Origin of the sequence: Carnimonas nigrificans ATCC BAA-78, assembly GCF_000526695.1 — a bacterium.
GTDB classification, from domain to species: Bacteria; Pseudomonadota; Gammaproteobacteria; order Pseudomonadales; family Halomonadaceae; genus Carnimonas; species Carnimonas nigrificans.
In genome coordinates this window covers 137,942-150,176 of sequence record NZ_JAGO01000013.1, presented here as the reverse complement: position 1 = coordinate 150,176, position 12,235 = coordinate 137,942, and the positions used below count along the sequence as shown (strand labels likewise).

The 12,235-nt window shown below is 56.0% G+C and carries 12 protein-coding genes; 7 read left to right on the top strand and 5 right to left on the bottom strand.

Going from position 1 to position 12,235, the window contains the following annotated elements:
- Window positions 1-39: 39 nt before the first annotated feature.
- From dnaN to L881_RS0108130, 5 genes are all read left to right on the top strand, one after another.
- The gene (gene dnaN / locus L881_RS0108150; RefSeq protein ID WP_025733207.1) at window positions 40-1,164 is read left to right on the top strand and encodes a DNA polymerase III subunit beta; all 1,125 of its coding nucleotides are present in this window, start codon (window positions 40-42) and stop codon (window positions 1,162-1,164) included.
- Between the two features lie 39 nt (window positions 1,165-1,203).
- Window positions 1,204-2,298, top strand: coding sequence for a DNA replication/repair protein RecF (gene recF / locus L881_RS0108145; RefSeq protein ID WP_245587960.1), 1,095 nt, complete (start codon window positions 1,204-1,206; stop codon window positions 2,296-2,298).
- Between the two features lie 212 nt (window positions 2,299-2,510).
- The gene (gene gyrB, locus L881_RS0108140; protein WP_025733205.1) at window positions 2,511-4,925 is read left to right on the top strand and encodes a DNA topoisomerase (ATP-hydrolyzing) subunit B; all 2,415 of its coding nucleotides are present in this window, start codon (window positions 2,511-2,513) and stop codon (window positions 4,923-4,925) included.
- A gap of 473 nt (window positions 4,926-5,398) precedes the next feature.
- Window positions 5,399-5,782 carry a type II toxin-antitoxin system RelE/ParE family toxin gene (locus L881_RS0108135; protein WP_025733204.1) on the top strand — a complete coding sequence of 128 codons (384 nt, stop codon included), beginning with the start codon at window positions 5,399-5,401 and terminating at the stop codon, window positions 5,780-5,782.
- Window positions 5,763-6,092, top strand: a complete 330-nt coding sequence (locus tag L881_RS0108130; protein WP_025733203.1) for a helix-turn-helix domain-containing protein — start codon at window positions 5,763-5,765, stop codon at window positions 6,090-6,092. The genes L881_RS0108135 and L881_RS0108130 overlap by 20 nt, the downstream gene beginning before the upstream one ends.
- A 177-nt stretch (window positions 6,093-6,269) precedes the next feature.
- On the opposite strand, the gene L881_RS0108125 is transcribed toward L881_RS0108130, so the two are convergent.
- From L881_RS0108125 to L881_RS0108115, 3 genes are all read right to left on the bottom strand, one after another.
- Window positions 6,270-6,707, bottom strand: coding sequence for a hypothetical protein (locus L881_RS0108125; protein WP_025733202.1), 438 nt, complete (start codon window positions 6,705-6,707; stop codon window positions 6,270-6,272).
- Window positions 6,708-6,790: 83 nt separating this feature from the next.
- Window positions 6,791-7,627, bottom strand: coding sequence for a mechanosensitive ion channel family protein (locus L881_RS0108120; RefSeq protein ID WP_025733201.1), 837 nt, complete (start codon window positions 7,625-7,627; stop codon window positions 6,791-6,793).
- Between the two features lie 174 nt (window positions 7,628-7,801).
- Entirely contained in the window at window positions 7,802-8,428 is a 627-nt protein-coding gene (locus tag L881_RS0108115; RefSeq protein WP_025733200.1) for a superoxide dismutase, read from the bottom strand.
- A gap of 251 nt (window positions 8,429-8,679) precedes the next feature.
- On the opposite strand from L881_RS0108115, the gene L881_RS0108110 reads away from it, so the two are divergent.
- Window positions 8,680-9,336: a helix-turn-helix transcriptional regulator gene (locus tag L881_RS0108110; RefSeq protein ID WP_051464842.1), complete on the top strand. Its 657-nt coding sequence runs from the start codon at window positions 8,680-8,682 to the stop codon at window positions 9,334-9,336.
- Window positions 9,337-9,529: 193 nt separating this feature from the next.
- On the opposite strand, the gene L881_RS0108105 is transcribed toward L881_RS0108110, so the two are convergent.
- Entirely contained in the window at window positions 9,530-9,736 is a 207-nt protein-coding gene (locus L881_RS0108105; protein ID WP_025733198.1) for a hypothetical protein, read from the bottom strand.
- A 419-nt stretch (window positions 9,737-10,155) separates the two neighbouring features.
- Window positions 10,156-10,488 (bottom strand): hypothetical protein, encoded by a 333-nt coding sequence (locus tag L881_RS0108100; RefSeq protein ID WP_025733197.1) that lies wholly within the window; start codon window positions 10,486-10,488, stop codon window positions 10,156-10,158.
- A 385-nt stretch (window positions 10,489-10,873) separates the two neighbouring features.
- Here L881_RS0108100 and L881_RS0108095 point away from each other — a divergent pair, with 385 nt between their 5' ends.
- Complete coding sequence (locus L881_RS0108095; RefSeq protein WP_025733196.1) at window positions 10,874-12,142, top strand: NAD(P)/FAD-dependent oxidoreductase; 1,269 nt, start codon at window positions 10,874-10,876, stop codon at window positions 12,140-12,142.
- The last annotated feature ends 93 nt before the right edge of the window (window positions 12,143-12,235 follow it).

Here is a 12,235-nt window from a genome sequence, read left to right as displayed (position 1 = left end):
CGACCATTGCAACGATCAACAGAAGAGAGTGTGGCTCCGATGAAATTCTCCATCTCGCGTGAAGCTCTACTGCGGCCCCTAAGCCTGGTGGCGGGCGTGGTTGAGCGCCGTCAGACCCTTCCGGTGCTGTCCAATGTCCTGCTGATGGCGGGTAGCGATGGCCTGGCGCTTACAGGTACTGATCTTGAAGTCGAGCTGATCGGGCATGCCGAGCTAGATGAATTGCAAACCGCGGGGTCCGCAACGGTGCCCGCTCGCAAACTGATGGATATCTGCCGCTCATTGCCGGAAGGGTCGATTATTAGCCTGGCGCTGGAAGATGGACGTGCCGTGCTGCGCGCCGGACGCTCGCGCTTTACGCTTTCGACCCTGCCGGCGGCTGAATTCCCGAATATCGAGCAGAGCAAGCAGGATGCCGAAGTCACGCTGCCGCGCAAGGCGCTCAAGCGCCTGATCGACGCCACTTCATTTGCGATGGCGCAGCAGGACGTGCGGTATTATCTCAACGGTATGCTGTTTGAGCTGGATAGCAACGCCGTGCGTGTTGTGGCGACCGATGGTCACCGTCTGGCGCTGGCAGAAAGCCGCAACGAACTGACCGTGAGCGACCTGCAACGGCTGATTCTGCCGCGTAAAGGCGTGCTTGAGCTGGGTCGGCTGCTCGACGATAGCGACGAGCCGGTCACTCTGGTGCTTGGCCCCAATCACCTGCGTGCCCGCACGGGTGGTTACGTCTTCACTTCCAAGCTGATTGACGGCAAGTTCCCTGATGTTAACCGCGTCATCCCGAAAGGTGGCGACAAGCGTCTGGTCGCTGAACGCGGCGAGCTGCGTCAGGTGCTGGCGCGTACATCCATTCTTTCCAGTGAAAAGTATCGCGGTGTCAGGCTCTATCTGGAAGATGGCAACCTGCGCGTTCAGGCGAGCAACCCTGAACAGGAAGAAGCCGAGGAAAACGTGGCCGTTGACTATCAGGGCAGTGGTCTGGAAATCGGCTTCAACGTCGGTTATCTGGTCGATGTACTGAATGTGGTTGGCACCGAGCAGGTGGTCATGACGCTCTCCGACTCCATTTCCAGCGTGTTGCTGGAAGCAGCCACCAGCGATGATAACGCCGCGCCGGAGTTCTCCGCGCGCTATGTTGTTATGCCGATGCGTCTGTAAGGCCCTGTCGCCGCTGTTCTGACGCCTTGTTTCAGCTCAGTGGCGGTCTCTATTATGGCGCTTGATCGTCTTCAGGTGACCGGGTTGCGCAACATTGCGCAGGCCGACCTCACTCCCTCCGCGGGTATCAATCTCATTTGTGGCGCGAATGGCAGCGGCAAGACCAGTCTGCTGGAAGCGCTGCATTTGCTTGGGCTGGCGCGCTCCTTTCGGGCGCGTCATGTTAAATCGTTGATCCACTTCGATGCCGAGAGCCTGACCGTCTTTGGACGTATTGCAGGTACGCCGCCCCAGCGCATTGGCATCCAGCGTCGTCGCGATAGCAGCAGTGTCGAGCTAAGGCTTGACGGTGAGCGTGTGGAGCGCATCAGTCGTCTGGCAGAACAGCTTCCCCTTCAGTTGATTGATAACCACACCTTCGAGTTGATCGAAGGTTCTCCGCGCGCCCGACGGGAATATCTCGATTGGGGCGTCTTCCATCTCGATCACGACTTTTTAACGCTCTGGAAGCGTATGCGGAGGGCGTTGAAACACCGCAACGCGCTGCTGAGATATGGTACAATCGACCGAATTTCCATGGCTGCCTGGAATCAGGAATTGGGGCGCACGGCAGAGCAGATGGATAGCCTGCGCAAGCAGTATATCGAGCAGCTTGCGCCGCTGTTTTCAGAAACCCTCGCACGTTTGGCTGATCTTCCCGATGTAACGCTACAGTACACGCGCGGATGGGAGCGCCAGCGTCCGCTTGAGGAAGTACTCGAAGCGGGTATCGGCACCGATAGAAAAATGGGGTTTACCCAGCAGGGGCCGCAGCGCGCTGATATTCGTATTCGGGTCGGGAAGCGGTTGGCTGCAGAGGTGTTGTCACGCGGTCAGCAGAAGGTGGTCGTGAGCGCCTTGAAGCTGGCCCAGGGGCAGCTGCTTGAGCGCTTGACCGAGCGCCACTGCCTGTATTTGATCGATGACCTGGCTGCCGAGCTTGATAGCCGCCATCGGCAGCGCTTTTGCGAGCTGCTTGAAGAGCAGCAAGGCCAAAGCTTCATCACGGCGATTGAGCGCGCTGATGTACAGCAAGGGTTCTCCAAAGAGTTCGCCCTGTTTGAGTTGCGCGGTGGGCGCCTTGAGAGCGCCTGATCGGGCAAGGCAACGATTGCAGCATATTCGTGGATAGTCGCTCGCGGGGGCCTTTGACGCTTCCGCGTGGAAATAACGCAAGGTGGCACGCACGGTGCCGCCCGCCAGTAGCGAAACAGCAGCTGGGTCACGTAGCAAGAGGTGATCATGCTGCGGCGGCGGTACCAGCACGCAGCGTCGATAGATAGCTGCTTAACAGCCCAGGAGTGGACATGAGCGAGCAGGCTTACGATTCATCAAGTATCAAGGTCTTGAAGGGACTGGACGCGGTGCGCAAACGCCCGGGCATGTACATCGGTGATACCGATGACGGCAGCGGTCTGCACCACATGGTGTTCGAGATTGTTGATAACTCGATCGACGAAGCCCTGGCAGGCTATTGTGACGAGATCAACGTGACCATTCACGCTGATGAGTCCATTAGTGTGTCGGACGATGGGCGCGGTATCCCCACCGATTTACACGCTGAAGGAGTATCTGCCGCCGAGGTTATCCTGACGGTGCTCCATGCGGGCGGCAAGTTCGATGACAACTCCTACAAGGTCTCCGGCGGATTGCACGGTGTAGGGGTCTCGGTGGTCAATGCGCTGTCATCGCAGCTCGACCTGACCATCTGGCGGGCCGGCAAGGTGCACACTCAAACCTACAGCCACGGCGTGCCGCAAAAACCGCTTGAGGTGGTTGGCGACACCGAGCGCTCGGGTACCCAGATTCATTTCGTACCGTCGCCCGAGACCTTTGCCAATATCGAGTTCCACTATGAAGTGCTGGCCAAGCGCTTGCGCGAGCTGTCGTTTTTGAACTCAGGCGTTGCCATTCGGCTGACGGATGAACGCGACGGCAAGTCGGAGCTGTTCCACTATGAGGGTGGTCTCAAGGCATTCGTTGAGCACCTCAACAAGAACCGTACCACTATCAACCCGGTGTTCCACTTCTCCCTCGATCGCGAAGATGGCATTACGGTAGAAGTGGCGATGCAGTGGAACGATAGCTACAACGAAAACCTGCTCTGCTACACCAACAACATTCCGCAGCGTGATGGTGGTACTCACTTGGCGGGCTTCCGTGCTTCCCTGACACGTACCCTCAATAACTACATTGAGGCTGAAGAGCTACAGAAGAAGGCGAAGGTAACCACTTCCGGCGATGATGCTCGTGAAGGACTGGTAGCGATCATTTCAGTGAAGGTGCCTGATCCTAAATTCTCCTCGCAGACCAAGGACAAACTCGTCTCTTCCGAGGTGAAAACCGCGGTGGAGCAGGAGATGGGGAAAAACTTCTCCGAGTACCTGCTTGAGCATCCTTCCGAAGCGAAAATCATCGTCAACAAGATGATTGATGCCGCGCGAGCGCGTGATGCGGCGCGCAAGGCGCGTGAGATGACGCGCCGTAAAGGAGCGCTGGATATCGCAGGGCTGCCCGGCAAGCTGGCCGACTGTCAGGAGAAGGATCCTGCCAAATCAGAACTTTATCTGGTGGAGGGTGACTCTGCCGGTGGGTCGGCCAAACAGGGCCGTGATCGCCGTACTCAGGCGATTCTGCCGCTGAAGGGCAAGATTCTTAACGTTGAGAAAGCGCGCTTTGACAAGATGCTCTCCTCCGCCGAGGTCGGCACCCTGATTACTGCGCTAGGCTGTGGGATCGGGCGCGAGGAGTTCGATGTCGAAAAGCTGCGCTACCATTCGATCATTATCATGACCGACGCCGATGTCGATGGGTCGCACATTCGTACCCTGCTGTTGACCTTCTTCTTCCGTCAAATGCCTGAAATCATCGAGCGGGGCCACGTGTTTATTGCGCAGCCGCCGCTCTACAAGATCAAGCGTGGCAAGCAGGAGATGTATCTCAAGGATGAAGCCGCACTGGAGCAATATCTGGTGACTACGGCCCTTGATGGCGGCAGCCTGCATGTCCATGAGACTGCGCCAGGCATTACCGGCGCTGAGCTTGAGAAGCTGATCAATCAGTACCAGGACGTCATGCGTCGCTTTGATCGTCTGTCGCGTGTTTACCCGCGCAAGGTATTGAAAGAGATGATTCGCGTTGGCGGTCTCAAGGATACCGAGCTGGCCGATGAGCAGGCGGTGAATGCGTGGATGGAAAAGCTCTCCCAGCGCATGGAGCTGATCAGCGAATACGAGGGCGATGCGAGCTACCGTTTCTCCGCTCAGTTCGATGAAGAACGCCAGCTCTACTTCCCCAAGGTCACGGTAACCGCGCATGGCGTTGATACCGATTACTCGCTGGGGCTGAGCTTCTTCCGCTCGCCTGACTATTCAGCCATGGTATCGCTTGGTGAAACGCTCGATGGTCTGCTTGAAGCCGGCGCTTATGTTGCTCGTGGCGAGCGTCGTCGTGAGGTCAAGGAGTTCGGCGAAGTGATGGAATGGCTCAAGGGCGAAGCGCAGCGCGGTCTGAGCATCCAGCGCTACAAAGGACTGGGTGAAATGAATCCCGAGCAGCTGTGGGAAACCACCATGGACCCAGAAGTGCGCCGCATGCTGCGGGTCTCCATCGAAGATGCTGTAGTAGCCGATCAGATGTTCAATACCCTGATGGGCGACGAAGTCGAGCCACGCCGTGACTTCATTGAACAGAACGCGTTGGTCGCCAACCTGGACGTTTAATCCTTAAAGAAAAGCGCGATAGCCCGATGACCTGACCCTAACCATGGTTCGTGGAATCGGGCATCCTCAAAGGCTGGACTTGGTACTACACCGAGTTCAGCTTTTTTGTGTGCTCATCGCTTTCATTCCTGATGTAGCGATCTATGGCGAAGCCAGGGGGATACGGCTTGTCTGAATGGCACGATGCTGCGCCTTATACCCACGCACTTGCTGGATTGATGGGTGAGGCATCGCCATTGCCGCTCGCCAAGAGCAATTAAGGCAGGTGTTGCGCCAGGTGCAGTACAGTAGCGATCACCGAGCACGACTAGCGTTTGGTAGGCAGAGCGGCCTTTTGAAGGAGAGGCTGCGGGAGTCGTTGGCCTCTTATATCCCGACTCCGCCCATCATGTTTATTTGCGCCAGGTCGGAAGGAAGGGTTCTTCAAAACATAGCACATGGTGCTATAGTTATGTGAAGCATAGGTAGTCGCCGTGCGCATTTTCAAGACCAGGTGGATGGCACGATTCGCCCGACGAGAACGAATCAGCGATGCCAGCCTACGAGAAGCCATCGCTCGGGCTGAGCGAGGAATCATTGATGCCGATCTAGGGGCTGGACTTATCAAGCAGCGTGTCGCAAGAACCGGTCAGGGAAGGTCGGGTGGCTATCGGATGATCATCGCTTATCGAGCGGAAGATAGAGCGTTCTTTCTCTATGGCTTTGCTAAAAATGTTCTGGATAACATCAGTAACGATGAATTACTGACCTTGCGGGAGTTGGCCGCCGACATGTTGGCCCGTAGTGAGGCTATTTTGAAACAAGCAAAAGAGGCAGGCGAACTTCAGGAGATTGATCATGGCGAAAGAACTCAGTGACTTGACCAAAGCCCTGCTCGAAACAACCGAAGATATGCATCGGGTTGGAATGGTGAGTGATGAGACCTGCAGGAAAATTACGGTGCGTCATCTGGGAGCAGATGCCTTGCCTAATGCAACGCCTATCAGCCCCGAGGAAATTCGAAGTATGCGAGAGCAGGCTCACTTGAGCCAGGCAGCGCTTGCCAAATACCTGAACCTGACCACGGGGTATATCTCGCAGCTCGAACGAGGAACAAAACAGGCCAAGGGGCCAGCGTTAGTCCTGTTGAATGTGATTCGGCACAAAGGCATCGAAGTGCTTCAATAATAATCGAGTTATCACTCTTGTGTTTACTCGACCACCGTTTAATGGCTTGGGGAACACGTTGTTGTATCTTGCCTGCATTTTCCAGCGGCCAAGAGGATAGCTCGCCTGGTGACTTTTAAGGCTCCCACATTCTTGGCAGCACTCTCCGTTAATTACATCTACCCCTGCTGACTGGCTTTATGGCGAGCGTTCAGCCTTCACCAGACAGCGGCGTGGGTCTACCACCACCGACGCAATAAAGCGGCCATCGGCGCCCAGATAGGTGTGTCGCATACGTAACCCTTCCTCGATCGCGCTCTGCAGGCCGTTGCGGTTCTGCTCGCAGAGAGAGTGGCGGTGCTCTGTCGCGGCCCCCTGCGCAAATAGCTGTTGATCAAATTCATTGGCATCGTGATGCAGCACGACATAGGTGTAGCGAATTTCACGACTTTCCGGCACCAGGCGCACGGATTCCACTTCTGTTTCGCCATCCAGTCTGACGGGCATATGAGCATTGAGCCGCTCAATGGAGTGGCGGTATGACCTTAACCCAGCGTCAGGCCAGTGCCCGCATAGTGCCACTACCGCCAACAGCAGCACACAGCCGGCCATCACATAGGAGAATGGGGATTTCATATGGCCTCTCCTGTTCGGCTATAGAAAAAGGGAGTCGGTAGTGTGCGGCCACCGCTCCCTTTTCAGTAATCGAGGACGATCACCTATTTGTTGATGACCACCTGTGGAGCGGCCGCAGGACGGCTGGTAGTGCCCAGGTGATACCCTTCCTTCTTCAGCAGTTTGATCGCTTCTTCGGAATACGTCGATACCAGTGATGACTTATCGGCAACCGAACACCAGAAGCAGATACTGACCGCTACGTTCACCGGCTGGGGAGCAAAGGAGACCGAGGGCGCAGGCTCGGTGAATACCCGGCTATCGCCTTCAATAAGGCCCAGCAGCAGCGAGCGCGCCTTATCAATATTGTCATCGTAGTCGATCAGCAGGCTAATGGTAGCCAGGCGTTGACCGTTTTCACTGTTATTGACCAGCGCTGTTTCCGACAGTGAGGAGTTTGGCACATAGACGATGTCGTTGCTGGTGGTGCGCAAAATGGTGCGGAAGATCTCAATCGCGATCACGGTGCCTTCGTGGCCGCCGCAGCTAATGTAGTCACCGGACTTGAAGGGGCGGAACATCAGGATCATCACCCCGCCGGCGAAGTTGGCCAGACTGTTCTTCCATGCCAGGCCGATTGCCACGCTCATGGCACCGAGTACGGTAATAAATGAGGTAGTAGCGATGCCCACCGTGGAGGCGGTGCTGATCAGCAACAACAAGCGCAGCAGCAGCAGGATCATGTTGCCAAGGAAGCCCTGTAGCGTCTGCTCCATGTGGCGTGCGCTCATGATACGGTTCAGCACTCGCATGATGACGTTGATTACCCACCAGCCGATGGCGAGTAATATCAGCGCAACGAGCAATCTGCCCGCGAAACCCAGCAAAGAAGGCAGCATGGAATTAAACATCTGCCAGTCATGTTCCAGTGTGCTATTCACGTTGCATCCTTGTTTGGTGGAGAAAAAACGCCTAAATCCCTCGGTAATGCCATCACTGTATCAAATGATCGGGGGCTTTTTTTCTTCATTAAAGGTAGTTGGTAAACGAAAAAATCGCCCGCTCAGAAGTGAGCGGGCGATTGTCTACGAGCGTAGCGTTAGCCTAAGCGTGACTTACTTCGCAGCCTGGTAACGTTTTTCAGCTTCTGCCCAGTTGACCAGCTTCCAGAAGGCGCCGATGTAGTCAGGGCGACGGTTCTGGTAGTTCAGGTAGTAGGCATGCTCCCACACGTCGAGACCAAGTACCGGCGTCGCGTCGAGGCCACCGAAATCCTTCGGTGAGAGCGGGCTGTCCTGGTTGGCGGTAGAGCCAATTTCAAGCTTGCCATTCTTGACGACCAGCCACGCCCAGCCAGAACCGAAACGGCCTTTGGCTGCGGTAGTGAACTGCTCCTGGAATTTCTCGAAGCTACCGAAGGTATCATCAATGGCGGCTTTCAGATCACCTACCGGAGCGCCTTCGGATTCAGGGGTCAGAATAGTCCAGAACAGCGAGTGGTTAGCGTGGCCGCCAGCATTGTTACGGAGAGCAGTCTGGCTCGCTTCCGGAACGTCGGCGAGTTTGGTCACCAGCTCTTCAGCAGACAGATTCGCAAACTCAGGCAGTTTCTCAAGTGCTGCATTTGCGTTGGTAACGTAGGTCTGATGGTGCTTGGTGTGGTGGAGTTCCATTGTTGCCTTATCAAAATGCGGTTCGAGTGCATCGTAGGCATAAGGAAGTTTTGGAAGTTCGTAAGCCATATCAACAAGCCTCTCTTGGGTTGTCGTTCTATGTGTTCATCGGATGGCTCAGCGCATCCGGATTCTTCAGAGTGGGTACCACAGCATCTTTCGGCGCGGACGCTATGCAAGGCTACCCATACTGGCTTTTGCAAGCACGCCCTTGGATAATAGGACCAGGCTGTAGCGTATGCAACTGACGATTCTGCCTTCAAATGAAAGAATTGGTCCCAGCCAATCAATTTTCAACCATAAGCCGCGAGGAGATGATGATGGCTTCCTCCGCACCGCCCGACAGCCCCGAACAGCACCTGCTCAGTGTAATCAAGCGGCACGGTTCGCTATCCCTTGCCGAAATTGCTGCGCAGCTCGCCATCTCTCAGGAAGCTGCGCGTCAGCGGGTCAATCGGCTGGCGCAGTGGGGGCTGGTACAAAAGCATGAACAGCGCAAAGGCATCGGTCGCCCGCTGGGAGTCTGGACGCTTTCGAGCAAGGGACATGCACGCTTCCCCGATACGCACGCCCAGTTGAGCGTGCAATTACTGGAGGCCGCCAGCTTGCTGCATGGCGAGACGGGCATCGAAGCGCTGCTGGCAACGCGTGAAAACAGCATCAAGTTGAGATATGAAGAAGTCTTGTCTTCAGCGGTGTCGTTGGAGGAGCGGCTGGAACGCCTGGTGCAGCTACGCGATGCCGAGGGCTATATGGCGCGCCTTGAAACCGTCGAGAGCGGCCAGGTGTGGCGGTTGATCGAGGATCACTGCCCAATTGGTGCGGCGGCGGCTTCCTGTGGCGGTTTTTGCGCCAGTGAGCTGCGGCTTTTTCAAGCGATTCTTGGGGATAACGTCGAGATCGTTCGGGAGGAGCATCTTCAGCAGGGTGAAAGGCGCTGTGCTTACAAGATCAGCGCGCTCGCAGCGGCCTGCTGATGATGGGGCAATATATTTCCTGTCTTCAAACATATGGTGAAGCAAGGGCGGGCGCTTTCAAATGAGCAGGTCGGAAGCTCGCTTCCCATAAGACGGGGCTGACTGCCTTCCGCTACTTAACTTACTTGCTGCATCGTGGGGTTTGCCCGCCCAGGAGGCCCTCCATAAGAGAGCCGTTTCATTTTGGAAATCGTTATGGCGCTCGATCGGCCATTCTATCAGCCAATGCTGCCTGCACTGCCTGATTCCACTCTTCTGAGGAGATGCTCCACTCCTCCAGCTCTTTCTGATCCGGTTCTCCGGCGTGGCTCAATTGATCCAGCTCCTGGCTGCTGGCCTTTTCCAGCAAACTGGACGCAAATGCTTTGACGTTCCCTGACAACTTGGCAATTTCGCTCATGGCGTTTCCTTCGCTTCTGAATTCGACTCATTTCCAGGCGTGTCCAAAGCAGCACTCGCTGGCGAGGCTTAAATGTACTCTGACGCCTGTCTTAACGCTATCGCTACACTCTAAATGGGATCATTTATTCGGCGCGCTACCGAGAAACAGCGGAACAAGGAATAGTGTGCCGGGAAGCTGTCGGGATCGTCTCTGTGGAAAACGTTGCGGCAGCCTCGGAAAAGCAGGCGGCGGTTGGCGGCGTGTATCTCGCACATAATAAAAGGCTGAACCCGATGCAGTATCAGGTTCAGCCTTCGACGGAATCCGTTTCACCAATCGCCTACTGTGTGAGAAGCCCCGTGCCAATATGATGTTTATCGGCTGAGGCAGCGCAATATCCCACTCAAACAGTCAGCTTTTTGTGAAGCGTAATACCGTTATTCCAGCGGCATGCCGCCAATGGCGTAACTTTGGTAAGTTACGCTGCCCGACTCATCAACCTGGCAGCTGAGGTTGTAGAAGGTGTTGCCACGGCCCTGAAGGCTCACGGTCAGGCGATAGGGCTGATTCTGCTCGTAGCGTGAGAGGTTGTCGGAGACATAGGAGTGAGTCTTGAAGGTGCCGCCATCCTTTGCCTGGCCCTGAGCGAGACACTCTTTCACCAGCGGGTTATCGGAATGGTCGTGCTCTGCGGCTTGCGCCTGGGTAACGCCACAACCAATGGCGAGGCTGGCCGCAACGGCCAGTGATGAAAATACGTGCTTGCTCATGGGGATTGTCTCCTGATCAAACCTGACGCTGCGCCAAGGCGTTAGCATCTTCCCTGGGCTTTATCTGAAAAGTGTTCATGCGGCGCATCGCCATGTGACGAGATACGCGCGATTCCTGCCTATAATGGAGCGAGCAGAAGAGCGCGATGCCGACTTTTCACGTTAGGCCACACCGTAGTTAATGAGCTGCGTTTTATAATCGGCAGCCGTCCAAACGACCATTAAAATACCACATTCGATAGTGTTGCCTCGATATTTGCGCGCCAGCTTCCTCGAAAAGTGCATCCATCGGGCGTTATCTATTACTGGAAATCGAACATTCGGTTAAGCTGATACGATTCCGCACGGCTCTTTCCCCACTACTCATATGCACCGAGGTTTACCCATGACTTCCGATAACGCTGCGCAGTCTTCCTCTGATTCTGCTGTTTCTGAGCAGTTTGATGTTGTGGTTATTGGCGGCGGCTCAGGCGGCATCAGCGTCAGCGCTAGCCTCTTGAAGCGCGACAAAACCCTGCGTCTGGCGATCATCGAGCCGAGCAGCAAGCACTGTTACCAGCCGGCATGGACGCTGGTCGGCGGCGGTGTCTACGACGTGGCCAAAACGGTCAAGGCGACCAGCGAAGTGATTCCTCAGGGCGCTACCTGGCTGAATAACAGCGCTCAGCGCGTTGACGCTTCAGCACACCAGGTCGAGCTGGACGATGGCCGTCTCATTGGCTACCAGCAGTTGGTGGTTGCGCCTGGCCTACGGCTGGCATGGGAGAAGATCGAAGGCGTTGAAGAGACGCTGGGCAAAAATGGCGTTACCTCCAACTATCGCCTCGATCTGGCACCCTATACGTGGAAACTGGTGCAGGCACTGGAAAATGGTACGGCCCTCTTTACTCAGCCGCCCATGCCGATCAAATGCGCAGGAGCACCGCAGAAGGCGCTGTATCTCTCCTGTGACTACTGGCGTCATCAGGGCGTGGCAAGCAGTATTGATGTTGAATTCGCGCTGGCCGGAGCGGCGCTGTTTGGTGTAGCTGAATTTGTGCCGACCCTGCAAAGCTATATCGAGCGCTACAACGCCGCGCTGAGCTTCAACCAGAATCTGGTTGCGGTCGATGGCCCTAATCACAAGGCGACCTTCGAAGTGACCAACGAGGCGGGTGAGCAGGTGCGTGTCGAGAAGCACTTTGACATGCTCCACGTTGTACCGCCGCAGGTCGCACCGGATTTCATCAAGGAGAGCGGGCTGGGCAATGCTGCTGGCTGGGTCGAGGTAGACCCTGACACCTTGCGCCACACTCGGTTTGAGGATGTTTTCGCGCTGGGCGATTGCATCGGCACCACCAATGCGAAAACGGCGGCTGCGGCACGCAAACAGAGCGTGGTGGTGGCAGTGAACCTGCTCGCCGCCCGTAACGGCAAGGAGCTACCCGCCCATTACGATGGCTACGGTGCCTGCCCATTAACGGTAGAACGCGGCAAGGTGGTGCTGGCTGAGTTCGGTTATGGCGGCAAGCTGCTGCCGACCTTCCCACTCGATCCGAAAGTGCCGCGCAAGCTCAACTGGTGGATGAAAACCGAGCTGCTGCCCTGCCTGTACTGGAATGGCATGCTGAAAGGGCGTGAATGGCTGACCCGCGCCCGTATTGATAAAAAATAGCGCTGTCAGGCATGGCTATTGTTCGTGCATCTACCGAGGGTTCATGTTAAAAAATCCGTTCGGCGGGCCAAATGAGCGTCGTCGATAACTGGA

What these genes read in the sequence shown, in the direction of transcription:
- dnaN (WP_025733207.1), top strand. Translation starts at nt 40, where the DNA reads ATGAAATTCTCCATCTCGCGTGAAGCTCTACTGCGGCCCCTAAGCCTG.
- gyrB (WP_025733205.1), top strand. Translation starts at nt 2,511, where the DNA reads ATGAGCGAGCAGGCTTACGATTCATCAAGTATCAAGGTCTTGAAGGGA.
- L881_RS0108130 (WP_025733203.1), top strand. Translation starts at nt 5,763, where the DNA reads ATGGCGAAAGAACTCAGTGACTTGACCAAAGCCCTGCTCGAAACAACC.
- L881_RS0108125 (WP_025733202.1), bottom strand. Translation starts at nt 6,707, where the DNA reads ATGAAATCCCCATTCTCCTATGTGATGGCCGGCTGTGTGCTGCTGTTG.
- L881_RS0108115 (WP_025733200.1), bottom strand. Translation starts at nt 8,428, where the DNA reads ATGGCTTACGAACTTCCAAAACTTCCTTATGCCTACGATGCACTCGAA.
- L881_RS0108110 (WP_051464842.1), top strand. Translation starts at nt 8,680, where the DNA reads ATGGCTTCCTCCGCACCGCCCGACAGCCCCGAACAGCACCTGCTCAGT.
- L881_RS0108105 (WP_025733198.1), bottom strand. Translation starts at nt 9,736, where the DNA reads ATGAGCGAAATTGCCAAGTTGTCAGGGAACGTCAAAGCATTTGCGTCC.
- L881_RS0108100 (WP_025733197.1), bottom strand. Translation starts at nt 10,488, where the DNA reads ATGAGCAAGCACGTATTTTCATCACTGGCCGTTGCGGCCAGCCTCGCC.
- L881_RS0108095 (WP_025733196.1), top strand. Translation starts at nt 10,874, where the DNA reads ATGACTTCCGATAACGCTGCGCAGTCTTCCTCTGATTCTGCTGTTTCT.